This window comes from Clostridium beijerinckii, from assembly GCF_008705175.1.
In the GTDB taxonomy this organism is placed as follows: Bacteria; Bacillota; Clostridia; order Clostridiales; family Clostridiaceae; genus Clostridium; species Clostridium beijerinckii.
Window position 1 is genome coordinate 247,049 of sequence record NZ_CP043998.1, and the last position, 25,087, is coordinate 272,135.

The 25,087-nt window shown below is 30.5% G+C and carries 19 protein-coding genes and 1 riboswitch; of the genes, 17 read left to right on the forward strand and 2 right to left on the reverse strand.

Going from position 1 to position 25,087, the window contains the following annotated elements:
* Positions 1-66 precede the first annotated feature (66 nt).
* The 12 genes from F3K33_RS01260 to F3K33_RS01315 all read left to right on the forward strand — a co-directional run bounded on the left by F3K33_RS01260 (position 67) and on the right by F3K33_RS01315 (position 15,180).
* Positions 67-330 (forward strand): GIY-YIG nuclease family protein, encoded by a 264-nt coding sequence (locus tag F3K33_RS01260; RefSeq protein ID WP_017209788.1) that lies wholly within the window; start codon positions 67-69, stop codon positions 328-330.
* A 369-nt stretch (positions 331-699) separates the two neighbouring features.
* Entirely contained in the window at positions 700-2,013 is a 1,314-nt protein-coding gene (locus F3K33_RS01265) for an ABC transporter substrate-binding protein (protein WP_039772682.1), read from the forward strand.
* Positions 2,014-2,121: 108 nt separating this feature from the next.
* Entirely contained in the window at positions 2,122-2,988 is an 867-nt protein-coding gene (locus F3K33_RS01270; RefSeq protein ID WP_039772680.1) for a carbohydrate ABC transporter permease, read from the forward strand.
* Positions 2,988-3,887 (forward strand): carbohydrate ABC transporter permease, encoded by a 900-nt coding sequence (locus F3K33_RS01275; RefSeq protein WP_039772678.1) that lies wholly within the window; start codon positions 2,988-2,990, stop codon positions 3,885-3,887. Before F3K33_RS01270 ends, F3K33_RS01275 begins: the two co-directional genes overlap by 1 nt.
* Before the next feature lie 153 nt (positions 3,888-4,040).
* Positions 4,041-5,531 carry a 4-alpha-glucanotransferase gene (malQ, locus tag F3K33_RS01280; RefSeq protein ID WP_039772676.1) on the forward strand — a complete coding sequence of 497 codons (1,491 nt, stop codon included), beginning with the start codon at positions 4,041-4,043 and terminating at the stop codon, positions 5,529-5,531.
* A 386-nt stretch (positions 5,532-5,917) separates the two neighbouring features.
* The gene (locus F3K33_RS01285; RefSeq protein ID WP_039772674.1) at positions 5,918-6,919 is read left to right on the forward strand and encodes a LacI family DNA-binding transcriptional regulator; all 1,002 of its coding nucleotides are present in this window, start codon (positions 5,918-5,920) and stop codon (positions 6,917-6,919) included.
* Positions 6,920-7,167: 248 nt separating this feature from the next.
* The gene (locus F3K33_RS01290) at positions 7,168-8,373 is read left to right on the forward strand and encodes a CapA family protein (RefSeq protein WP_039772672.1); all 1,206 of its coding nucleotides are present in this window, start codon (positions 7,168-7,170) and stop codon (positions 8,371-8,373) included.
* 430 nt (positions 8,374-8,803) lie between these two features.
* Entirely contained in the window at positions 8,804-10,240 is a 1,437-nt protein-coding gene (locus F3K33_RS01295; protein ID WP_039772671.1) for an HlyD family secretion protein, read from the forward strand.
* A 5-nt stretch (positions 10,241-10,245) separates the two neighbouring features.
* A complete protein-coding gene (locus F3K33_RS01300; protein ID WP_011967589.1) occupies positions 10,246-10,983 on the forward strand; it encodes an ABC transporter ATP-binding protein in 738 nt (245 codons plus the stop codon).
* Positions 10,974-12,245 (forward strand): ABC transporter permease, encoded by a 1,272-nt coding sequence (locus tag F3K33_RS01305; protein ID WP_039772669.1) that lies wholly within the window; start codon positions 10,974-10,976, stop codon positions 12,243-12,245. The genes F3K33_RS01300 and F3K33_RS01305 overlap by 10 nt, the downstream gene beginning before the upstream one ends.
* 361 nt (positions 12,246-12,606) lie before the next feature.
* A riboswitch (SAM riboswitch) is annotated at positions 12,607-12,724 on the forward strand.
* A 137-nt stretch (positions 12,725-12,861) separates the two neighbouring features.
* On the forward strand, positions 12,862-14,010 hold the full coding sequence (locus F3K33_RS01310; protein WP_039772667.1) for a trans-sulfuration enzyme family protein: 1,149 nt from the start codon (positions 12,862-12,864) through the stop codon (positions 14,008-14,010).
* Positions 14,011-14,043: 33 nt separating this feature from the next.
* Entirely contained in the window at positions 14,044-15,180 is a 1,137-nt protein-coding gene (locus F3K33_RS01315) for a trans-sulfuration enzyme family protein (RefSeq protein WP_039772665.1), read from the forward strand.
* Positions 15,181-15,364: 184 nt separating this feature from the next.
* Here the strand turns inward: F3K33_RS01315 and F3K33_RS01320 are convergent, their stop codons facing one another.
* Positions 15,365-15,850, reverse strand: coding sequence for a MarR family winged helix-turn-helix transcriptional regulator (locus F3K33_RS01320; protein WP_039772663.1), 486 nt, complete (start codon positions 15,848-15,850; stop codon positions 15,365-15,367).
* A 349-nt stretch (positions 15,851-16,199) separates the two neighbouring features.
* Here F3K33_RS01320 and F3K33_RS01325 point away from each other — a divergent pair, with 349 nt between their 5' ends.
* From F3K33_RS01325 to glmS, 5 genes are all read left to right on the forward strand, one after another.
* The gene (locus F3K33_RS01325; RefSeq protein WP_039772661.1) at positions 16,200-17,606 is read left to right on the forward strand and encodes a PTS mannitol transporter subunit IIBC; all 1,407 of its coding nucleotides are present in this window, start codon (positions 16,200-16,202) and stop codon (positions 17,604-17,606) included.
* A gap of 538 nt (positions 17,607-18,144) precedes the next feature.
* On the forward strand, positions 18,145-20,196 hold the full coding sequence (locus F3K33_RS01330) for a BglG family transcription antiterminator (RefSeq protein ID WP_039772659.1): 2,052 nt from the start codon (positions 18,145-18,147) through the stop codon (positions 20,194-20,196).
* Positions 20,196-20,636 carry a PTS mannitol transporter subunit IIA gene (locus F3K33_RS01335; RefSeq protein WP_011967596.1) on the forward strand — a complete coding sequence of 147 codons (441 nt, stop codon included), beginning with the start codon at positions 20,196-20,198 and terminating at the stop codon, positions 20,634-20,636. Before F3K33_RS01330 ends, F3K33_RS01335 begins: the two co-directional genes overlap by 1 nt.
* Position 20,637: 1 nt before the next feature.
* Positions 20,638-21,783 carry a mannitol-1-phosphate 5-dehydrogenase gene (locus tag F3K33_RS01340; protein ID WP_011967597.1) on the forward strand — a complete coding sequence of 382 codons (1,146 nt, stop codon included), beginning with the start codon at positions 20,638-20,640 and terminating at the stop codon, positions 21,781-21,783.
* A 666-nt stretch (positions 21,784-22,449) separates the two neighbouring features.
* A complete protein-coding gene (gene glmS / locus F3K33_RS01345) occupies positions 22,450-24,276 on the forward strand; it encodes a glutamine--fructose-6-phosphate transaminase (isomerizing) (RefSeq protein ID WP_011967598.1) in 1,827 nt (608 codons plus the stop codon).
* A 166-nt stretch (positions 24,277-24,442) separates the two neighbouring features.
* Here glmS and F3K33_RS01355 read toward each other — a convergent pair whose 3' ends face one another.
* A complete protein-coding gene (locus F3K33_RS01355; protein ID WP_039772656.1) occupies positions 24,443-25,054 on the reverse strand; it encodes a TetR/AcrR family transcriptional regulator in 612 nt (203 codons plus the stop codon).
* Positions 25,055-25,087 lie beyond the last annotated feature (33 nt).

Here is a 25,087-nt window from a genome sequence, read left to right on the forward strand (position 1 = left end):
TTTTATTAGAGAGAATTTAGAATTGGATTAAGATAGTAAATTATAAGTCAAGAGTTGAGGTAATACATGAATTATGTGTATATTGTAGAATGTTCAGATAGAACACTTTATACAGGATGGACAAATAACTTAAGAAAAAGAATCCAAATGCATTCGGATGGATGTGGAGCAAAGTATACAAGGGGAAGAGGGCCAGTTAAATTAGTATATCATGAAGTGTTTGAAAATAGAAAAGATGCAATGAAAAGAGAATATGAAATAAAAAAGTTAACAAGAAAAGATAAGTTAATATTAATAAGTACGTATAAAGCCGAAAATAGGTATGAATAAATGAGAAGAATCTATGCAACCGTTTTTATAAAGCGGCCTATAATTGAGTAAATGGTAATAAAACATAGAAAAGCCATCAAATTTAATCAAAAACAAAGGATAATATAATTTGTAAAAGTTTTCTTTGATTGATATACTTATATCATTAGGAAGTAGATTTACTTGAGAAAAGGTTAACAAATAGGGTCTGGATAGCTTGATATGCTAAAAAGACTGCATTTTTTTAAAACTTTCGCAATCGTTTGCGAAGTGAAGTGATTAACATACATGCTTAAATAAATTTTTTGGTATGTGTTATATAAATATATGTTTGGTATTCTTGAAAATCATTTAGAATGTTAAACAAAATTTTAATGGAGGGGTATTTAAATGAAAACAAAACAAATATTATCAACAATTTTAGCTTCTACATTATTGGCTGGTACTATGGTTGGATGCGGAAGCTCATCAGGAGCAAGTTCGCAAAGTTCAAGCGATGGTGGAAGTGGAAAAACAATTAAAGTATATCAATTAAAGGTTGAAATTAATGATGCACTTCAAGAACTTGCTAAAAAATATGAAAAGGAAAAAGGCGTAAAAGTCGAAGTTACTTCAGTGGGCGGTGGAGCTGATTATGGCGCATCGTTAAAGGCAGAATTTCAAAAGGGTACGGAACCAGATATATTTATGATTCAAGGAGCTGGGGATTATGAAACTTGGAAACATAAAATTGATGATTTAAGCGATCAAGGCTGGGTTAAAAATGCTGTTAAAGGAACACTAGATACAGTAACTATCGACGGAAAAGTATATGGAATGCCAGCAGCAACAGAAGGGTATGGCTTGTTATATAATAAAGATATTTTGGACAAGGCTGGTATAGATCCCAAATCTCTAGATTCCTTTGATAAATTAAAAGCAGCGTTTGAGACATTAGATAGTAAAAAAGCGGAATTAGGACTTGATAATGTTGTTTCTTATACAACAAAAGAATTCTGGGTTACTGGTAATCACACATTTAATATACCACTTGCAACTCAAGATAATCCAGCTCAATTTACAAAGGACTATCTTGCAGGGAAAGCAGATATAGTTAATAATAAGCAATTTAATGACTGGATGAACTTAGTTGAATTACTTTGTAAATATGGTGGAGGAAAGAATCTAGACACTATAGATTATAGTACTCAAGTTGGTAACTTTGCACTTGGAAAGACTGCATTCTTGCATCAAGGTAACTGGGTTGCTGGGGATTTACAAAAGCTGGAAGATCTGAATAATAAGTTCCATATGGGATTTGCACCACTTGCAATTAATAATGATCCAAAAATGAGTGGGTCTATTCCAGTAGGCGTTCCAATGTATTGGGTAGTAAATAAAGATTCTAAAATTAATAAAGAAGCTAAAGAATTCTTGGACTGGATGGTTACAAGTCAAACAGGTCAAGAGGCATTAGTTAAGGATATGAATATGATTCCAGCATTTACAAACTTTACAGTTGAAAGTGATAATGAATTAAATAAATCAATTTCTGAATATAACAAAGAAGGAAAGACTCTTCATTGGGCATTCACTAATCTACCAGATGGATTTAACAAGAATAGCTTAGCGCCTTTATTCTCTAAATTTATTAATACAGATATGGGGCCACAAGCAAAGAAAGATATGTTACAAGGAATTCAAGATGCTACAAAAGCTAAATAATATTAGATAAGATTTATTCATGAGGGGATTAATACCTCCTCATGAATTTTGTATAAGTATTTTAAATTATAAGATAGAGCTAACTATTATTAAGAAAGGAGTAAGTGTATGAGTAAGAAATCACGAGATATTAAAGAGTTTTGGATTTTTGTCGGACCAGCTTTATTTGCTATGACAATGGTTGTAATAATTCCGTTTATAATAGGTATATATTATACATTTACAAATTGGAATGGTGCTAATCCTCATTATGATTTTGTTGGAATAAAAAATTATACAGGAATCTTTAAAGATGTACAATTTATATATTCTCTAAAGATAACAGTGTTATATACAATTGCGAGCGTAATAACTATAAATATAATAGGGTTTGGACTAGCGTATATAGTAACTAGAAAATTAAAAACTAGTAGTTTCTTAAGAACCGGATTCTTTATGCCAAACTTAATAGGAGGATTAATTTTAGGTTTTATATGGCAATTTATGTTTAATTCAGTATTTACAGGAGTTGGTAAAGCATTGGGAAGTGCAACACTTTCGACATCACTTTTACAAGCGCCAACTACGGCAATGCTAGCAATGCTAATCGTTTCGACATGGCAATATGCTGGATATATAATGGTTATTTATGTGGCAGCTCTTGAAAATGTTCCGACTGACTTAATAGAAGCAGCGCATATTGATGGAGCTAATGGGTGGCATACATTTAAAAATATAACAATACCTATGGTTAGACAAGCAGTCACAATTTGTTTATTCTTAACTTTAGCAAATTCATTTAAGTTATTTGATTTAAATTTTTCACTTACACCAATGAAAACCACTGAAATGTTAGCATTAAATATTTACAATGAAGCGTTTATTGTGAACAATATGGGAATAGGACAAGCAAAAGCTATTATATTCTTTGTACTAGTAACTACTATTTCTTTAACTCAAGTTTACTTTAATAAGAAAAAGGAGGTAGAGGTATAATGGAGCCAAGTAAAGTTGTTAATAACATAGAAAAAGTTAAAGTAAATAAAAAGCTAAAGACACTAGATAGTTATACTGGCAGATTAAAACTATTAGAAGTATTTTCATGGTTACTATTGATAGCATATATGACACCATTTTACTTGATGCTTATAAATTCATTTAAGACAAGAAGAGAGATTTTTTCAAACACAACTGGTCTTCCTGACACTTGGAATTTTCAGAATTATTTAGATGCTATGAAAAAAATGAGTATAATAAGTTCATTTGCAAATTCTATGATAATAACTATAGGAAGTGTGGTACTAATAATTCTTTTTTCATCAATGGCTTCATGGATGTTAGTAAGGGATCAGTCAAGAAAGAGTAAGATAATATTTTATATATTTACTTCGGGAATGATTGTTCCATTTCAAGCAGTAATGATACCACTTGTAAAATGGATGGCAAAAATCCAGTTGGGACCATTTCAAATGTTAGGAACACACTATGGGCTTATTTTTATGTACATAGGGTTTGGGGTTAGCATGAGCATATTCTTATATCATGGTTTCATTAAAGGAGTACCAAAAGAAGTCGAAGAAGCGGCAACTATAGATGGATGCAGTAAATGGCAGACATATATGAAAATTCTATTGCCATTATTAAAGCCAATTACCGTTACAGTTGCAGTTTTAAATAGCATATGGATATGGAATGATTTTTTATTACCATTTTTAACTATAAACGGAAAGATAAATACTATACCATTAGCCATGAACAATTTCTTCGGAGCGTTTTCAAAACAATGGGAATTAGCAATGGCAGCATTAATTTTAGCAATAATTCCAATAATCATATTCTATTTCTTTGTTCAAAAACATATCATTGCAGGTATTGTTCAAGGATCTATAAAATAGTCATTAAGAGAGCGTATATTAGCTATTGTTACTATATTCTTGTTAATGTAGTTTAATATGTGTCTTTGCGCAAGCGGTTGCTTGAGCATGAAGAGAGTAGAGATTAGTTATAGAAATAAATTTAAAACAAACGTTGGAAATTAGGAGGAATATATGAATAGAAGTAGTGGTATAATAATGCACATTGCTTCTCTGCCAGGAAAGTATGGGATAGGGACATTTGGTAAAGAAGCATATAAATTTGGAGATTTTCTAAAAAAGGCGGGTCAGAAGTATTGGCAGATACTTCCGCTAGGGCCTACAAGTTTTGGAGATTCACCATATCAATCTTTCTCGGCATTTGCTGGGAATCCATATTTTATAGATTTTGATATTTTAAGACAGGATGGATTTTTAGATGAGAGCGATTATTATTCAGTGAACTTTGGGGAAAGTTCAGAGGATATAGATTATGGCTTGATTTTTAAAGAAAAATTAAGGGTATTAAAAATAGCATACGAAAAATTTAAATTAAGACAAGATAAGGATTTAATTAAATTTCAAGAAGCTGAGGCCTATTGGCTTGATGATTATGCATTGTATATGTCAATAAAAAAACATTTTGATTTGAAGAGCTGGTATGAATGGGATGAAGACATTAGGTTAAGAGAAACAGAGGCAATAAATAGGTATAAAATCTTATTAGAAGATGAAATAGGATTTTGGAAGTTTTTGCAATATGAGTTCTATAAACAATGGAATAATTTAAAAGCCTATATTAATAATTTGGGAATTGAAATAATAGGAGATATGCCTATATATGTGGCAGAGGACAGTGCTGATGTATGGGGGAATCCTGAAGCATTCTTACTTAATAAAAATACACTAAAACCATTAAAAGTTGCTGGATGTCCACCGGATATATTTGCTGCCACAGGACAATTATGGGGAAATCCAATCTATGATTGGTGCTATATGGGGAAAACGGACTATAAATGGTGGGTTGATCGCATAAGACAAAGTTTGAACTTATATGATGTACTTAGAATAGATCATTTTAAAGGATTTGAATCATATTGGTCTATTCCTTATGGAGATCTAACAGCAGAAAATGGTGAATGGGTTAAAGGCCCTGGAATAAAAGTTTTCAATGTAATTAAAGATGAGCTTGGTGAAGTTAATATAATTGCAGAAGATCTAGGTACACTTACTGAAGAAACAATAAAGCTCAGAAATGATACAGGGTTTCCTGGAATGAAGATATTGACATTTGGATTTGATTCAGATAGCTCAAATCCTTTTTTACCTCATAACTATGAAAAGAACTTTATAGTTTATACTGGTACACATGATAATGATACTGTAAGAGGATGGATTGAAAAAACAGCACCTAAAGAAGAAGTTCAAAGAGCAATAACGTATTTAGGTCTAAATAAAGAAGAGGGGTATAACTGGGGATTTATTAGGGGTGCTTGGAGCAGTATCGCGAATATTTCCATGGCACAAATGCAAGATTTCTTGAATTTGGGAAATGAAGCCAGAATTAATTTGCCTTCAACATTGGGGAATAATTGGCGTTGGAGAGTAAGGAAAGATGCATTGACAGATCAATTAGCAGAAAAAATTCATCAGATCACTAGAACTTATGGAAGGTGTGATAATTAGGAGGTACTATAGCAAAAGTAAAGGATAGTGATAATTTATATGAAAGATAATCTCTACAATAATATATACTCATTAATTATGGTGGAGATTAACTACATATTTATTTGTTAATTAGATAGCGTGCCTCAATTTATGATTCCTAGTAATAGCAAGAAAGATTATTTGATTGCTGTTTAATAAAACCATATATATGGCAATTGTAACATTATTTTAAGTATGTTAATATTAAAATTATTAAAGGAAAATAGTTATAAAGCGTGACATATATAAGTTTTTACTGTCATTAAGCGATTATTCCTAAAAAGATAGTATATTAGAATGTGATTAAGATGTTTTTATGTTAGTAAACTTTATAAGTAATTTATTATTGAGAATAGGAGTAAGTTATGAAAGTTACAATAAAGGAAGTAGCAAGAGAAGCGAATGTATCTCCATCAACTGTATCGAGAGTTATATCAGATAGTTCACAGATAAGTGAAGAAACTAAGGAAAGAGTTAGAGATGCGATAAAGAGATTGAAATACAAGCCAAATGCGATAGCTAGGAGTCTGGCAAATAAGAAAAGCAGAATATTAGGTGTGGTTTTACCTAATGAAGCTCAAGACTTGATAACTAATACGTTTTTTATTCAAGCTATGAAGGGAATGAGCAAATACGCTCAAAACAAAAAGTATTATATTACATATGCATTTAGTGAGGATGAAAAAGCTGAATTGGAATATATAAATAATTTCATAACAAGTAACTTAGTTGATGGAATATGCTTATTACGTGCAAGAACTGATGATAGAAGTATTAAATATCTTAAGGAAACACAATTCCCATTTGTAGTAATAGGAAGACCGGAAGAATCGGAAAATTTGCTATGGGTTGATAATGACAATTTTCAGGCTACTTACAATTTAGTAAATGAACTTGTAAAGAAAGGGCATAAATCTATTGCTTTTCTAGGCGCAAAGAAGGAATGGAATGTTACAAAAGATAGATTTAAAGGATTCAAAGTTGCATGCGAAATTAACGGAATTTCAATACAGGATAAAAATTTTGCGATTATGGATGATTTTAATGAACAGGAAGGAATAGATGGAACAATTAAATTGTTAGAAAATATTACTCCTACAGCCATAATAGCAGAGGATGATGTACTAGCATTTGGTACGCTTAAGGTACTCAATGACAGAAAAATTAAAAATATAGATGTAGTGGGATTTAATAATAGTCCATTAGCGGAGCTTCAAATACCATCATTATCATCAGTTGACATTAAATCTGAAGAACTAGGGTATTATGCTACAAAAATTTTAATAGATTTTCTAGAAAATAATGATACGGCGATAAATCACTATATTATAGATACTAAGCTAGTAAAAAGAGAATCGTTTAAGTAACAAAATGTGGTATTTAAATTTAGTATGTGTTCATATGGTTGCAGGTAATTGATGAGAGTTAGAACTTTATCAACACTTATTGGGTTTCATTAAATATTAGAAATACATTTTAAATAAAAGAATTCTTTTATGAACAAATATTGTTTGGATTTAGATGGAGTATTACATATAAAATATAGAATCAAAATGTATAATATGTTAGCATTTGTATAAAGATAACTCAAAACTAAAAGGTTAGGTGTCTATATATGAATGATAAAAACTCTAGGATCAGCCATGGAGAAACATACATAAGAGATAAGAAGAAAAAAAGTAATTATTTTAAATATATAACTTTTATATTGGTAACTATATTAGTATTAACTAGTTCTTTAATCTATTTAAGGTATAGAGAAGGATTAAGCAATAAAGAAAATACAGCTAACGATAAAGTAAATGGAGAAACTGATAAGTCAACTGATGATGATTATAAAACTAATCAACTCAAAGAACCAATAAAGAAAACGATTGTTATTTCTTTTGCAGGGGACTTCACTTTAGGGACTGACACTAAATTCCCTTATGATGGTAGCCTACCAGCAGCGTTTATAGGCAGTGGAAAGAATTATTCTTATTTTATGCAAAATGTATCGAGCGTATTTAGTAAAGATGACTATACATTAGTGAATTTAGAAACTACATTTACAGATTCCAAAGATAAAGCACATAAAGATGGAGAAGTATTTTATAATTTTAAAGGACCTAAGGAATACGTTAACATTCTTACTAGCGGATCAATAGAAGGTGTTACGATAGCAAATAATCATATTTATGATTATGGAAAGCAAGGTATAAATGATACGATTAATACTTTAAAAGAAAAGAATATTGATATATGTGGTGAAGGATATAAAATATTAAAGGATATTCAAGGAATAAAATTTGGATTTTTAGGATATACAGGTTGGGAATATTCTAATAATTTAAAATCTAAAATAATAACCGATATTAGTGAGTTAAGAAAGCAGGGAGCAGAAGTTGTCATTCCATATTTTCATTGGGGAGTAGAGAAAAAATATGAACCAGATAATGTCCAAAAAAGTTTAGCTAGATTTTCTATAGATAATGGAGCTGATGCGGTTATTGGTTCTCATCCACATGTAATTGAAAGTATGGAAGATTATAAGGGGAAATTTATAGCATACTCTATGGGAAACTTTTGTTTCGGAGGAAATTCCAATCCATCAGATAAAAGAACTTTCATACTTCAAATTAAAGTTAATATTGAAGATGATAAATTATCTAGTCTTGAGTATAAAGTAATTCCAGCAATGATTTCTTCAAGAAATGATAAAAATGATTATATTCCAACTTTAGCAGGTGGCGAGAATAAGACTAGCATATTAAGGAAATTAAATGAATTATCACCGACGCTAAATGGGAATATTAAAGATGAGTTTTTTAAAATTAAATAGAGTTTTTATTGTTAATAAATATAAAAGGCTGCTTTGAAATAATTACTTCGAAGCAGCCTTTATGTTAAGTGGAATTATTCATAATATGTCTTTATCCATATTATTGTTACAGAATTGAAAGGTAAATGTAAGGTTTATCAATATAAGAATAATTAAACTTAGGTTATTATATAAGTGATATGACAGGAACTGATTTATATTAAGCTTTTATTTAAGGAAAAATTAATGTTTTATTAAGGGTTATGTTAAAGCATTAGTGATATACTGATGAATATTAGATTGGTAAAGTTACATAAATTCAATATAGTGGAAGTTTGTAAGGGTAGTGTAAGAATTAATGATGCTTAAAGAGTAACATATATATGACAATGTTAGTTAATTACTATTACATGGATAAAAAGGCTGTTAAGAATAGGGGGAAGTTTTAAAAATGCCGAAATTAGATGTAAAAAAGTTAAAACCTAAGGGCATAAGTCTTAAGGGGATGAAACTAAAAAAGAAGCCAAGCAAAAAAGTAATATTAATATGTACAATATTTATATTAATTGGAGCTATCATAATAGGAAAGTTTATTATGCCTAAGTCAGCTCCGCAAGTAAAGAGTACAGTTCTTTCTAAGGGGAAGATTGTAAATAGTGTTAATGTTTTGGGAGAAATAAAAAGTAAAGAATCAACTAACATATACAGTACCTTGAACAATCCAGTCCAAGAGGTAAAAGTAAAAGAGGGAGATAAGGTTAAAGTTGGAGATGTTCTAGCGGTACTAGATTCAAATGGGTTAGAAAAAGATATTGAACAGGCTACAGCTACAGCAGATGCAACTGAAGCTAATGCTAAGACACAGCTTGATTCAGCTCAAAAAGAATATAATGATGAATTGAATTTATATAATAACAATTCAAATGCAGATATTAAAAATGCAGAAGAAACACTAAGTTTAGCACAAATTACTCTTGATGATAAATCGAAAATATATGATAAGAATAAAGCCTTATTTAACGCTCAAGCAATTTCTGAGAGCGACTTAAATAAGATAAAGATAGATTATGACACTGCTAAATCAGATTATGAGAAGGCAAAAACAGCTCTTGAAAATGCTAAGGTTAAAGTTGACCAAGCTCTTAATAAGGCTAAAAGTGACTATGAAACAGCACAAACAAACTATAATAATAAAAGCCAGAGAATTGCGATTGAGAAGCAAAAACAGCAGCTAGATGATTGTACTATTAAGGCTACAAGTGATGGAATAGTTACAAATGTAAATGCTGTTGTTGGAAATTCAGGAAATGGAGTTTTATTTCAGATCGAAAATTTAGATAATATAGAAATAACTGTGCCAATTAAGGAAGTCGACATAGCTAATGTTAAAGTAGGACAGAGAGCAGAAATAAAAACAGATGCAACAGGGGATGAAACCTTTGCAGGAGAAGTGGAAAGTGTTAGTCCAGCTGCTAAAAAAGGAGGGGGATCTGCACCTCAAGCACAATCAGAGAATTCACAAAGTCAGTCTCAAGGAGCAAACTCAGATGCAGGTTTTGAGGCAAAAATTAAAGTAGATGATACAAATGAGAATATGAAGGTAGGAATGAGTGCAAGAATAAATATTATTACAAATGAAAAATCTGATATTTATACAGTTGCATCTAATAGCATAGTTGAAAGTGGAGATACGAAGAGCATATATGTTGCAGAAAAAAGCAGTGAAAAACCAAATGAATATATAATTAAAGAGTTACCAGTAGATACAGGACTTGAATCTGATTTCAGTGTAGAAATTTCAGGTGAAGGAATATCAGATGGAATTATCATAATTGATGACCCTTCAACTCATAAAGTTGGAGAAAAAATTCGAATAAGTGGAAGGTGAGTTTTTTGAATGATAATATAATAGAAATGAGAAACATCGTAAAAAGCTTTTATATTGGAACTCCCAATCAATTAGATATTCTCAAGAATATAGATATAACAATAAAAGAGGGCGAATTTGTATCAATAGTTGGTGCGTCAGGGTCAGGAAAAAGCACTTTAATGAATATTATAGGAGCACTTGATAGACCAACATCTGGAACATATATTTTAAGTGGAACAAATGTTGGTGAAAAAACAGATAATGGATTATCAGAAGTTAGAAATAAGAAGATAGGATTTGTGTTTCAAACTTATAACTTAATACCGAGGAGTTCAGCTTTGAAAAATGTTGAGTTACCAATGCTTTATTATGGAATGGGAAAGCAGGAGAGAAAAGAACGGGCAGAAAAGCTTCTAGAACTTGTTGGAATGAAAGATAGAATGAAGCATCTTCCAAATGAATTATCAGGTGGACAGAAACAGAGAGTGGCAATTGCACGTGCACTTGCAAATGATCCAAGCATAATACTTGCTGATGAACCAACAGGAGCACTTGATTCATCAACTGGTAGGCTAGTTATGGATTTATTTCATAAGGTACATGAAATGGAGAAGAAGACAATTGTCTTTATAACTCATAATTATGAACTTGCAGGAGAAACAGAGAGAATCATAACATTGAAGGATGGGAAAATAGTATCAGAAGAACATAACGACAAATATACTAGAAGGTTTCAAAATGGTGAAAAGTTATGTTTATAAAAGAGAATATAGCACTTGCGATAGCAGGTATAAAATCAAGCAAAATGCGTTCATTATTAACTATGCTAGGAATTATAATAGGAATATCATCTGTTATAGGGATTGTTTCTATTGGAAGTGCAATTACATCTACAGTATCATCTCAAATGGATAAAATGGGTGCAAATAATATAGACATTGGTATAGCGATAAAAAAAGAAGACGGAACTGCTAGTGGGAATGGGACTAGTAAACAGCCAGAAGATAGTGATCTTATAACAATGGAACAGATAAATTCATTTAATGAAGTATTTAAAGATAAAATTAATAGTATAAGTGTACAGGAACAATTAGGACAAGGAAAAGTAAAAGATGGATATTCTTATGCAAATGTAAGCACCACAGGAGTAAATGAAGGATACAAACAGGTTAAAAACTTGAAACTAATTAGTGGAAGATTTATCACTGATAGGGATGTTAAAGCAAATTCTAAAGTCGCTATAGTTTCTGATAAGCTTGTTAATAATATCTTTAAAGGAAAAACTGATCCGTTAGGTAAAGAAATTAAAGTCTATGCAAATGATGATATTCAGACATATGTTATAGCTGGTGTATATCAATATGAAAATTCATCATTATTTGGAATGGGTGAAGGTTCTACATCAGAAAAGGACAGAAGAACTTCTTTATATATCCCTATAACAACTGAAAAAGCACTACAAAAAAATAAAAACTTTGAGTATTTTACTGTAGTCCCTAAAATGGGGATAGACAAAGGGAAATTAGTTAGCGATATGCAAAAGTATGGGAATAAGATGTACAAGAATAATAAGAATTGGACATTAATGGTTCAGAATAATGAAGCTGATGCTGCAGAAATAACATCAGTGCTTGGTATGATATCTATGGGGATATCTGTAATTGCAGCTATAGCATTACTTGTAGGAGGAATAGGAGTAATGAATATAATGCTCGTATCTGTTACAGAGAGAACAAGAGAGATAGGAACAAGAAAGGCTCTCGGTGCTAAAAGTAGTCACATAAAGATGCAATTTATAATTGAATCAGTTATAATATGCACCATTGGTGGAACAATTGGTATAATACTTGGAATTGGGATGGGAATAATTGCATGTATAGTATTAAAATCACCAATATCGATATCTATTCCAACAATTTTAATAAGCTTTACTTTTTCAATGGCGATTGGTGTGTTCTTTGGATATTATCCAGCTAAAAAAGCGGCTAGCCTTGATCCGATTGAAGCCTTAAGATATGAGTAAGCAGTATGAAAAAGTAGTAGATAAAAAATAAAACACATATATCCTAAAGAAGTTTAATTCATCGAAGTTCACCTTAAACTAGTGAATAGTAAAAATTATATATTCTATAAAGAATGAATTGTATTATTTAAAATGTATATGCAAAATATGATTAGTGTTATGAAGGTTAAATTTGTGAAGATAGATATTTTATTAAGAATTAAAATATCTATCTGTTTTTTTATTTAGAAGAAGTCTTAAGGTAGGAATGAAACTTTCATAATTTAATTACATAGAAAGTCGATATTTTTACTAATAATTGTTGACAAGTTTCTGTAACTATGTATAATTAGTATTAACAAAAAAATATCTGGATAAGTTAATCTTATTAAGAGCGGTGGAGGGACTGGCCCTTTGAAGCCCGGCAACCTGAAAGATTTTATATAAAAATTTTTTCGTTGGTGCTAAATCCTGCAAGAGAATATCTTGAAAAATGAGAGGAATTAAGTTTTTGTAGAACTTATAATATGACTATAAAGTCACTTCTTGTTTTGGAAGTGGCTTTTTTTATTAATATTATTTCTGATATTAGCAATAAGTAATGCATTAAGCAAAGCAAATTAAAGGAGGCAAAATAATGACTTTAAAAAAATCTTTTGAAACAATCGCAGTCAGTGGAGTATCAGGTGGAGATAAAGAAACTGGTGCTATAAGCTTTCCGATATATCAGGCTGCTACGTTTAAACATCATGGTCTTAATAATAGCACCGGATATGATTATGCAAGGGCTCAAAATCCAACCAGGGAAGAAGCTGAAAAAACATTAGCTGTTTTAGAAGGTGGAAAATCAGCGATAGGGTTTTCTTCAGGAGTTGCAGCAATTACAGCCTGTATACATTTATTTAGGGCTGGAGATCATATAATCTTATCTGATGATTTATATGGTGGGACATATAGATTGTTTGATGATATTTTTAGGGATTTTGGATTAGAAGCTACCTTCGTTGATACTACAGTTACTAAAAATATATTAAATTCTATAAAGGAAAATACAAAGGCAATACTTATAGAAACTCCATCTAACCCTATGATGAAGGTAACAGATATAAAAGCAGTTGCAGAAATAACAAAAACAAATAATTTACTGTTAATTGTGGATAATACTTTTTTAACTCCGTACTATCAAAGACCACTAGAACTAGGAGCAGATTTAGTTGTTCACAGTGGAACAAAGTTTTTAGGTGGGCATCATGATTTACTTGCAGGGTTCATAGTAGCAAATGATGAAGAAATATTAGAAAAATTAAGAAGAATTCACATGTCAACAGGAGCAACTTTATCTCCCTTTGATTCATGGTTAATTTTAAGGGGTATAAAGACTTTACATATAAGGTTGGAAAGGTCACAAGAGAATACACTTAAGATAGCTAAGTTTTTAGAAGGTAATCCTAAAGTAGAAAAGGTGTATTACGTAGGTCTAGAAGGTTTTGAAGGCTATGAATTAAATAAGAAACAATCGACAGGTTTTGGGGCAACATTATCGTTTAGAGTAAAAGAAAAAGAATTAGTTGCCAAGATTTTAGAAAGAGTTAAAGTAATAAGATTTGCAGAGAGCCTAGGGGGAGTAGAGACATTAATAACATATCCATTTACTCAAACACATTCAGAGATACCGGAAGAAATTAAGCAAAGACTTGGAGTAGATGAATATCTGCTTAGATTATCAGTGGGAATAGAGAATATAGAAGATTTGCTAAAGGATTTAGAAAATGCTATAGGAAAATAAAGTTTATAATTAAAATAGAATGGGGCGTTAAATATGAATTTTGGAACTAAATTAATACATGCAAGTGGAGATATAGATCCGGCAACAGGATCAGTAAGCACTCCAATATATCAGACATCAACATTTCACCAATTTGATATAGAAAACTTCGGAAAATACGATTATGCAAGATCAGGTAATCCAACCAGAGATGTGGTAGAGAAATTAATTGCAGAACTTGAAGGTGGCGAGTGCGGATTTGCATTTGCATCAGGAATGGCAGCTATTTGCTCTGTATTATCAATATTCTCTTCAGGAGATCATATTATAATATGTGGAGATGTATATGGGGGGACATATAGAGCTACTACAAAATTATTCTCAAGATTCAATATAGAATTCACTTTTGTAGATGCATCAAATATTGAAGAGATAGAAAAAGCATTCAAAGAAAATACTAAAGGTCTTTATTTAGAGACACCTTCAAATCCACTGCTAAAAGTTATAGATTTAAGAACAGCTAGTAATTTAGCTAAAGAAAATGGAGCAATAACTATAGTGGATAATACATTTATGTCACCATATCTGCAAAGACCTATTGAACTAGGAGTAGATATTGTTGTTCACAGTGCAACTAAATTTCTTGGAGGGCATAGTGATGTTATAGCAGGTCTTGTTGTAACTAAAACAAAGGAATTAGGAGATAGGGTGTATCAAATACAAAATACTTTTGGGGCAGTACTTGGACCACAAGACTCGTGGCTTTTGGTTAGAGGTATCAAAACATTAAAAGTTAGACTAGATGCACTTCAAAAAAGTGCCCAAAAGCTAGCAGAATGGCTTGAATCAAGAGAAGAAGTTGAAAAGGTATATTATCTTGGATTACCTTCTATGGAGGGAAGAGAACTACATTTAGAACAAGCTGATGGAGCAGGCGCTGTATTATCATTTAAATTTAAAACATTTGAGAGAACAAAAGTATTTTTAAATAATGTAAAGAATGTAGCGGTAGCTGTTAGCTTGGGTAGTGTTGAAACTATAGTTTCATATCCAGCTAAGATGAGTCATGCTTCAATTCCAAAAGAAGAAAGAGAAGAGCTTGGAATAACAGACACATTGATAAGAGTATCCGTAGGATTAGAAGATATAGATGATTTAATAGAGTCATTTAGAGAAGCAATGGAAAAATAAAAATTACAGAGATAAGTTATATATAAAAGTTGATGAAAAAGGGTGATTTATATGATCATCCTTTTTTCATGCTTCTGATTAGAGGAATAATTCGATTAAATTTGGTGAAATGAAAGAAATAGAATTAATCGAGATATTATAATTTAAAAAATATCCTTTATGTAAGCAAGTGATTAGGTAAGTGTTATTTTAATTTTTTTAATATATTTATAAGGTTTATTATGGAATCATCTAACGTAATTACTTCATCATCAGAAAGAGAAGAAATTTTTTCAGCGAAAGAGCTACAGATGGCATTACGAAGAGAATTCAGTAAATCATAAGCTTTTGGTGTTAGTTCAACTCTAAGAATCCTTTTATCATTAGGATCTGGATATCTATTAACTAATTCATAATTAATAAGGTTGTCTATAATTGGAGTCATATTAGATTTTGATATACCTATATTATCTGCTATTTGAGAAATAGGAGATGAATTACTGTGAAAAAGATAGAATATAACTCTGGCGTGTGAAGGAGGAATAGAAAAATCGGAGCAGCATTGTTTATTATTTTCATGTAATGATTGAAAAATTTTAGATATATCTTGTACTTTGAATATATTACTTTGAATAATCCATAAAAAGTTAATTAAGGAATCTGCAACTTTAAATAAATTTTCTTTTTCCATATTAAAACAAATCCTTCCTGAGGTGGTATATTAGTAAATTATAAACTATTGATAAATTGAAGACAATAGATAAGGATTATTGTAATATTTAATATACTTAATAGGTTAAAAACACTTACTAAGTATATTTTTTTGTTTTGTAAAGATAATAAAAGTATGCTTTCTTTTCGATCATTTTAGGATATAACCATGTATTTTCAACAGTTTAACATTAACTTTAAATTTGTCATTGAAAACGTAACTCAAATTTGAAGTTGTTTAAATTGAAAAGGTATTCTTCATAGTTTAAGATAGTAAATGAAAGAACTAATAATAAATTATATAAATAAAAATAGATGGAGGTTTTATTATGGAAACTAACAAATCGTCTCTTAAAGGAAGCGTGCAAAGATTAGGTAGTTTTTTAAGCGGTATGGTATTACCTAACATTGGTGCATTTATTGCTTGGGGTTTAATTACAGCTTTATTCATTCCAACAGGATGGATTCCAAATGAATATTTCGGTAAAATGGTAGGCCCTATGTTAAGTTACTTATTACCATTACTTATTGGATATACAGGTGGTAAGATGGTATATGGTCAAAGAGGAGCAGTAGTTGGTGCAATAGCAACAACAGGAGTTGTAATTGGTGCTTCTATCCCAATGTTCTTAGGAGCAATGATCATGGGACCATTCGGTGGATTTGTAATTAAAAAAGTTGACCAATTCCTAGAAGGAAAAGTTCCAACAGGTTTTGAAATGCTTGTTAATAACTTCTCATCTGGAATTTTTGGAGGAATCGTAGCACTTATAGGTTATACTTGTATTGAACCAGTAGTTACAGCTTTTTCAAACACATTAGGAAGTTTAGCTACTATAGTTACAAATATGGGACTTTTACCTCTAATAGATATATTCATTGAACCAGCTAAAGTATTATTCCTAAATAATGCAATTAATCATGGAATATTATCTCCACTTGGAATACAACAAGCACAAGAAGTTGGTAAATCAATATTCTTCTTACTTGAAGCAAATCCAGGTCCAGGTCTTGGTATACTTTTAGCTTACACTTTCTATGGTAAAGGAAATGCAAAACAATCAGCTCCAGGAGCTATAATAATTCACTTTCTTGGAGGAATACATGAAATATATTTCCCTTACATTTTAATGAAACCAGCATTAATATTAGCAGCAATAGCTGGTGGAATATGTGCAGATTTAACTTTTGTATTAACTCATGCTGGACTTGCAGCACCAGCTTCACCAGGTAGTATATTTGCAGTACTTGCGATGACACCAAAAGGTAGTTATGCATCTGTTTTAGCAGGAGTTGCTGTAGGTGCAATTGTATCGTTCTTAGTTGGTTCAATAATTCTTAAGGCATCAAAAGATAATGGAGAACAAGACATTGATGAAGCTCAAGCTAAGATGAAAGATATGAAAGCAGAAAGTAAAGGCGCAAAAGCTTCAGAAACTGCGGCTAATGTATCAAAAGCTGATGTTAAATTAATAGTTTTTGCTTGTGATGCAGGTATGGGATCTTCTGCAATGGGAGAATCTATTCTTAAAAAAGCATTAAAAGATGCTGGAATTACTGATGTTGGAGTTAAGCATTCATCAGTTGATAGCATTCCACAAGAAGCAGATGTTGTATTTACTCAAGAAAACTTAGTTGAAAGAGCAAGAAAATCAGCTAAAACTGCTAATATAATTACAGTTAAAAACTTCTTAGATCGTTCTAAGTATGATGAGTTTATTAACACATTAAAATAATAAGATATTATTAACTAGAGTAGAATTTAGTAATATAACTTACAGGCATTGGTAAACGGACTGATTTACCAATGCCATTTTTAAATTTGATAAATAATAGAGATGAGAGTGGATGATAGTCAAACTTTAAATTTGTCATTAGAAATGTATCACAGTTTTGAACTTGTTTGAATTGAAAGGATGTTTCATATAGAGTAATATATATATTGAAAGAAGCAATAATTTATAGTAATTAAATAGGAGGTTTTATTATATAAAACTTTATTTAGACAAAGTGACTTCCAACTTGAACTTTGGATAAACTGGTAGATCTGATGATAACGTTTATGATACAACGGGTTATTAACTTTAAATTAGCAGTTTTATTTAAGATGTGTGTATTGGATCTTCTTTAATAGGAAAATCTATTTTTAAAAGAATTTAAGAAATTCAAAATCTAATGACATCTGAAGATTCTACTTCAAGTTAAAATTAATTGTTATAGATATGATCAGTCTATCAATATATACAAAATAATAGATAAATCAGGTGAGATATTATGAATAATTTAACGCCTAGACAACAATTCATATTAAGTACAGTATTAAATGAAGGAACTTTTAATATAAAACGGCTTCATAAAGATCTTGACATAAGTGAGAGAACTATTTTAAGAGAACTTTCTTCTATTAATAAAAGATTAAAGAAGAATAGTATAACTATATTTAATGACGAAAATATGAATTTAAGTATTTCAGGTAATAAAGAAAATATAGAGGAGATAAAGAAATCATTAGATATGGTTCCGATTCCTTGGCTATTAAGTAAAGAACAGAGACAAATAGTTATCATATGTGAATTATTAGTTAGTAATGAGCCACTAAAAGCTTCGTACTTTTGTCATAAGTTCAATGTTGTAATGGGAAGTATAAGCCTTGATATAGACAATATTGAAGAAAGGCTAATATCTAAGAATTTATGTGTGATTAGAAAACGTAGCTATGGGATAAGTATTCAAGGGTCAGAGTGGAATAAGAGAAATGCATTAGTGGAGCTATTCTTTGATTTTAAACCTTTTGAAGATTTAATAGCATTTCTTTATGATGAAAAAGTTGATCCGATAGTTAAAACTTTGTTTAACATTGTTTTTGGGAATGAGGCTATCCAATTAGTAAAGGATATATTAAAAGATATAGATTTTGATTATCTTAAAGGAAATGATGTCAAATACTTTAGTTTGTTTATCCAAGTATTGCTATCTATAAAAAAGACAAAGAATGGAGAAATTATATATTTACCTCAAGAGATTAAAAATAGTATATTATCTTTAGAGGAATATAAAAAAATACAATATTTAGGTAGTGTTCTGCAAAAGAATAATATAGATATATGTGAAGATGAACTTGTTTACTTATGTTTATATTTAAGTGATTACAAATACTTTTTTAACAATAAGCATCTTATAGAATCAGACATTAATTATGAGAATATTGCTAAAGAGGTTACAGAGGAAATATCAACAAAAATATATGTAGATATTACTAAAGATGAGCAGCTAATAAGGGATTTGACTCAGCATTTTAAACAAACATTTTATATGTTAAATTTAGGATTGAAAGTTATAAATCCTTTGATTAATGAAATAAAGGAACACTATTCAGAGTTATATAAAATCATAAAAAATACTTGCAGATTAATATTCTCCAGGTACAATTTTAAGATTCCTCCAGAAGAGGTTGGATATATAACAATGCATATTGCTGTTGCAGTGCAAAAGCAACAAGCGATGTCAAAGAATATAAAAGCACTTGTTTTATGCCCAAGTGGCATAGGGACTGCAAGAATACTTTGTAGTAAAGTAAAGTCTATATTTAATGAAATCAATGTTATTGATGTTGTATCCTTACATGACATTAATAGTATAATTGATAAAAATAAATATGATTTGATCCTATCTACTGTTCCTGTAAACTTGAAAACCAAACATAACCTGATTGTTGTTTCTCACTTTATGACTGAAGTAGATATAGAGAATATAAGTAATTTTATTTCTAACTTTAAAGCTAGTAATAATGAAAGAGAATTAGAATTATTTGCTCAAACAAAAGACAATACAGTAACAAATCACGAATATGAATTAGCCAATACAATGGTTAAGAATTTTCAGCTAAAAAAATCAGATAGTGATTCATTTATTAATTTAATAAATTATATAGTAGATGATATTCACAGGATTGATATTGGAACAGATAAAGAAGTAATAAGGGATCTTATATTTAAGAGAGAGGAAAATGGAAATGTTGTAATTCCGGGAACTCATGTAGCCCTTATACACACAAGAAGTGATACAATAACTGCTCCATTTGTAGGAGTGTATAGAATAAATAAACCTTTATCTATGAAGAGTATAGGATTTTCAACAGAAGATGTAGATACCTTTATAGTAATGTTTGCAAGAAATACTGAAAGTAATTATATACTTAAGATTCTTGGGAAAATAAGCGTTTCATTAATAGAAAAGAAAGAATTTGTTGAAATGCTAAGACTAAGTAACACTATAGATATTAGAGATTATTTAATTAATATTATAAATAACGAGGAGGAAGACTAATGGAAAAAGGAATTTTAGTAAAAGAAGGAATAGTATTAAATGTTGCGTCAGAATCTAAGGACAAGGCGATAGAAAGAGTTGGTAAACTTTTAATTAATGGAGGATACGTTAAAGACAATTATATAGAGGGAATGAAAGCTAGAGAAGAAGAAGTTACAACTTACATGGGAAATGGTGTTGCTATTCCTCATGGTATGAATGAATACAAGAAAGAAATACTTGAAACAGGAATAGTTATAGCTCAATACCCTAATGGTGTAGATTTTGGTGAAGGCAATACTGCTTATATAGTAATAGGGATAGCAGGAAAAGGCGATGAACATATGGAGATATTATCAAAAATAGCTTTAACTATTCAATATGAAGAAAATGTTGAAAGACTTAGAAAAGCAAAGACACCAGAAGAAATAATGGAGATTATAGAAGAAGGAGAAATGTAATATGAAAGCAATTCAATTCGGTGCAGGAAACATAGGAAGAGGATTCATAGGTGCATTACTTTCAAAAGCAGGATATCACGTAGTATTTGCTGATGTAAATAAAGAAGTAATTGATAAAATCAATGAAGATAAAAAATACACAATACATGTAATGGATGTAAATTGTGAAGAAATAGTAGTTGAAAACATAAGCGGAGTTATTTCTATAAACGATGAAATTTTAGATGAAATAAAAGAAGCTGAAATTATAACAACAGCAGTAGGTCTTGTTGTATTACCAAGAATAGCTCCAACAATAGCTAAAGGAATACAACTTAGAAAAGAAGCAGGAATCAAAACACCATTAAATATAATTGCATGTGAAAATGCAATAAAAGCAAGTTCTCAATTAAAAGCAGAAGTTGAAAAATGCCTAAGCGAAGAAGAAAAAGCTTATTTAGAAGAATTTGTTGGATTCCCAGATTGCTCTGTAGATAGAATTGTTCCACCAGTTAAGAGTGAAAATATTCTAGATGTAGTAGTTGAAAAATTCTATGAATGGAATGTTGAAGAAAAAGCATTCAAAGGAAGTATTCCAGCAATTGAAGGAATGAATTTAGCAGATAATTTAATGGCTTATATAGAAAGAAAGCTATTCACATTAAATACTGGTCATGCAATTACAGCATATATAGGAAATTTAAAAGGTTATGGAACAATAGATGAAAGTATAGCTGATGAAAAAATATATAATGTTGTTAAGAAAGCAATGACAGAAAGTGGAATGGGCTTAGTAGAAAAGCATAAATTTGATAAAGAAGCTCACTTCAAATATATAGATAAGATTATTGGAAGATTCAAAAATCCTTACTTAAAAGATGATGTATCAAGAGTTGGAAGAGAGCCACTTAGAAAATTAAGTGATAGTGATAGATTAATAAAACCATTAATGACTGCTAGAGGATTTGACTTAAGCGTTGACAATTTATTACTAGGAGTAGGTGCAGCATTACACTACAATAATCAAGAAGATACACAAAGTGTAAAACTACAAGAATTAATAAAAGAAAAGGGCGTAAAAGGAGCTATAGCAGAAGTTGCTAATATCGATGATAATGACTTATTAGAAAAGATAGAAAAGGCATATAATGACGTTTTAGCAATATAGAAAGCTCATTTAAGGTGGATAATTATCCACCTTAAATATTTTATTAATAATTTTTAGTGATTTAACATATTAATAATTAATTATCTGAAGATGATTTTGTAACCAAAAAGTAATAATAAAATATATATATAAATATAGACAATTGAAAATAATATGATAAAATAGTCAAAGAGGCATAAATAAAGAAAACAGAGGTGATGAATGGAGAAGAAAGAAATTCTTAAAATCAATAAAAAGCGCCAGGACTAAGTGGAATTTAGTTGAAAGTGAATTTTTACAGGGTTGGTTTTTATAAAAGGAATTTAGTTAATAGTAAGCTTTGATATAAGCTACGCGAATAGCTAATGAAATCTTTTTAAAGGAAACTCGACTCACGGTTCGTTCACTGAGTAAATTCAACTATCCAAATCGAAGATTTGGAGTTTCATTTACGTCGACGAGGTTGGGGAGTATCGAAACTTCGGCGGGTGCCCCACGGTATCGCACTACCGTAAACGACTGGTAAAACTGTGAAGTGATTCACAGGACAAATTCAGTCTGGTGTTAAAACCTTTGTTTTAATTTTAATTTCTAGGATTACTATGCCCTTTTATAATTGTGCTAGGAATGAAGTTAAAAGAAGAATTAAAATTAAATATTATATGAAAAAAGAGAGGAAGAATAAATATGTGCGGAATAGTTGGATATTTAGGAAGTAGATCAGCAAAATCTTTTTTAGTAGATGGATTATCAAAGTTAGAGTATAGAGGTTATGATTCAGCGGGTATTGCAGTCGTTAATGATGGTAAAGTAAGTATCGAAAAGCATAAAGGTCGTCTTACTAACTTAACTGATAATTTAGGACAAGGCAAAGCTGAAGGAACACTTGGTATCGGTCATACTAGATGGGCAACTCATGGAGAGCCATCAGATATTAATTCACATCCACACCAAAGTTCAAAGGGAGATATTACTGTAGTTCATAACGGAATTATAGAAAACTATCTAGAACTTAGACAATGGCTTAAAGGAGAAGGATACGAATTTGTATCTCAAACAGATACTGAAGTAATACCAAATTTGATTCATTACTATTATGAAGGAGATCTTTTTAAAGCAGTAGTTAAAGCTACTGAAAGATTAGAAGGAAGTTATGCCCTAGGTGTAGTAACTGGAGCAGAACCGGACAAGCTAATTGCAGTAAGAAAAGATAGTCCGCTAATTGTTGGTTTAGGACAAGATGAAACATTTATTGCTTCAGATATTCCAGCGATAATAAGCTATACAAGAGATATCTATCTTTTAGAAGATAGAGAATTTGTTGTTATAAGCAAAGATGGCGCTAAAATTTTAAGCGCTGATGGAAGTGAAATAAAGAAAGATGTTTTCAAAGTAACTTGGAATGAAGATGCTGCTGAAAAGGGTGGATATGATTCATTTATGTTAAAGGAAATCAACGAACAACCAAAAGCTATTAGAGATACAATGGCATCAAGATTATCAATGAGTCATGATATCACTTTTGGAGACTTTAAGTTATCAAAAGAGGATCTTAATAATATAGATAGAATCTTTATAGTAGCTTGTGGAACTGCATATAATGCAGGACTTATGGGAAGAGTAGCAATTGAAAAATTAGCAAGAATTCCAGTTGAAGTTGATATAGCATCAGAGTTTAGATATAAAGACCCATTAGTAACTGATAAATCCCTTGTAATAACATTAAGCCAATCAGGAGAAACTGCTGATACATTAGCGGTTCTTAGAGATTGTAAGAAAGCTGGAGCTAAAACTTTAGCTATAACAAATGTTGTAGGAAGTACAATTTCTAGAGAAGCTGACGACGTATTATATACAATGGCAGGTCCAGAAATAGCAGTAGCTTCTACTAAGGCATATACAACACAAGTTGTTGTTATGTATATGATGGCAATGTATTTCAGTGAATTAAAGGGATTAATGACTAAGGAATTAGAAAAAGAATTAAAAGAAGCATTATTATTAGTACCTGAAAAGGTTCAAGTAATTTTAGATAAAGCAAGTGAAGTAGAAGAAATTGCAAATCTTTTAACTGATGAAACAGATGTATTCTATTTAGGTAGAGGTGCTGACTATGCATTATCTATAGAAGCATCATTAAAGCTTAAAGAAATTTCATATATCCATTCAGAAGCATATGCTGGTGGAGAATTAAAACATGGAACAATTGCTTTAATTGAAGAAGGAACTAAAGTAATAGCATTATTAACTCAAAAATCATTAAGAGAAAAGATGGTAAGTAATATAGTTGAAGTTAAAGCTAGAGGAGCAGAAGTAATTGCAATTGCTTACGAAAATGATGTATTAGATGAATCAATTTTCGATAAAGTAATTAGAATTCCAGAACTTCTTAACTTAGTTTCACCAATAGTTGCTGTAGTTGCATTACAACTTTTAGCTTACTATACAGCTAGAAATAAAGGTTGCGATATAGACAAGCCAAGAAACTTAGCTAAATCTGTAACAGTAGAATAATAATTTATATTGAGCATGAAGAAAGCAGGGGCAATCCTGAATCTTCATGCTTCTTTTATTTTTGCAATTAATTATAGTAAAGAATATTTAGTTGGGATCAATATTGAAGATGTTTCGCCTAAGGGAAGGGGGGCAGGAATAAAAGTAGTAAGAGCAGCAGACAAAATTAATCTCTATTCAGCATTCCTACATATCCATTTTTAAAATAAGCTCTAAATAAATAAGACATTTTCTCTGAATCTGGAGTACAGTTTGACTTTAACCACCAATCAATAGTACCGATTAAAGCATTAGCGGTAAATAAGAACGCCATTTCCTGAATCTCTGGGGAGCAGTCTTTATCACTTACAAGAAAAGAGCTTCGCAAGTTTTCGCGCTCTCTTAACATTGAGATGATGTTGCTGCGCAGTCTAGACATAAACCATATGTTACATGAATCATCCAGCATTGCAAGATATAATCTACTGTTTTCAGCAAAGTGATCAAATAGCTTCACCCAGGGATCAGATCTTTGGTCTTCATTAAGATACTTAAGGCTTTCTTTAGGAGGACCTAAATCTTTCTTCATTCTTTCCATTGCTTCTTCAAAGATTTTTAGTACAACATCGTATTTATCCTGATAATACCTATAAAAGGTAGAACGATTAATCATGGCTCTATTAGTAATATCACCGACTGTAATATTATCGAAATGTTTTTCAAAAATAAGATCAATAAGAGCATCTCTTATTTGCTGATGTGTCCTTTTTGTTCGAATATCATGTTTATTCTGCAACATTTTCACTCCTTTGTTGTATATAAAACAAACTAT

Bases quoted from the DNA above. Each gene is read 5' to 3' on its own strand.
- F3K33_RS01260 (WP_017209788.1), top strand. From the start codon at position 67: ATGAATTATGTGTATATTGTAGAATGTTCAGATAGAACACTTTATACA.
- F3K33_RS01265 (WP_039772682.1), top strand. From the start codon at position 700: ATGAAAACAAAACAAATATTATCAACAATTTTAGCTTCTACATTATTG.
- F3K33_RS01270 (WP_039772680.1), top strand. From the start codon at position 2,122: ATGAGTAAGAAATCACGAGATATTAAAGAGTTTTGGATTTTTGTCGGA.
- F3K33_RS01275 (WP_039772678.1), top strand. From the start codon at position 2,988: ATGGAGCCAAGTAAAGTTGTTAATAACATAGAAAAAGTTAAAGTAAAT.
- malQ (WP_039772676.1), top strand. From the start codon at position 4,041: ATGAATAGAAGTAGTGGTATAATAATGCACATTGCTTCTCTGCCAGGA.
- F3K33_RS01285 (WP_039772674.1), top strand. From the start codon at position 5,918: ATGAAAGTTACAATAAAGGAAGTAGCAAGAGAAGCGAATGTATCTCCA.
- F3K33_RS01290 (WP_039772672.1), top strand. From the start codon at position 7,168: ATGAATGATAAAAACTCTAGGATCAGCCATGGAGAAACATACATAAGA.
- F3K33_RS01295 (WP_039772671.1), top strand. From the start codon at position 8,804: ATGCCGAAATTAGATGTAAAAAAGTTAAAACCTAAGGGCATAAGTCTT.
- F3K33_RS01305 (WP_039772669.1), top strand. From the start codon at position 10,974: ATGTTTATAAAAGAGAATATAGCACTTGCGATAGCAGGTATAAAATCA.
- F3K33_RS01310 (WP_039772667.1), top strand. From the start codon at position 12,862: ATGACTTTAAAAAAATCTTTTGAAACAATCGCAGTCAGTGGAGTATCA.
- F3K33_RS01315 (WP_039772665.1), top strand. From the start codon at position 14,044: ATGAATTTTGGAACTAAATTAATACATGCAAGTGGAGATATAGATCCG.
- F3K33_RS01320 (WP_039772663.1), bottom strand. From the start codon at position 15,850: ATGGAAAAAGAAAATTTATTTAAAGTTGCAGATTCCTTAATTAACTTT.
- F3K33_RS01325 (WP_039772661.1), top strand. From the start codon at position 16,200: ATGGAAACTAACAAATCGTCTCTTAAAGGAAGCGTGCAAAGATTAGGT.
- F3K33_RS01330 (WP_039772659.1), top strand. From the start codon at position 18,145: ATGAATAATTTAACGCCTAGACAACAATTCATATTAAGTACAGTATTA.
- F3K33_RS01335 (WP_011967596.1), top strand. From the start codon at position 20,196: ATGGAAAAAGGAATTTTAGTAAAAGAAGGAATAGTATTAAATGTTGCG.
- F3K33_RS01340 (WP_011967597.1), top strand. From the start codon at position 20,638: ATGAAAGCAATTCAATTCGGTGCAGGAAACATAGGAAGAGGATTCATA.
- glmS (WP_011967598.1), top strand. From the start codon at position 22,450: ATGTGCGGAATAGTTGGATATTTAGGAAGTAGATCAGCAAAATCTTTT.
- F3K33_RS01355 (WP_039772656.1), bottom strand. From the start codon at position 25,054: ATGTTGCAGAATAAACATGATATTCGAACAAAAAGGACACATCAGCAA.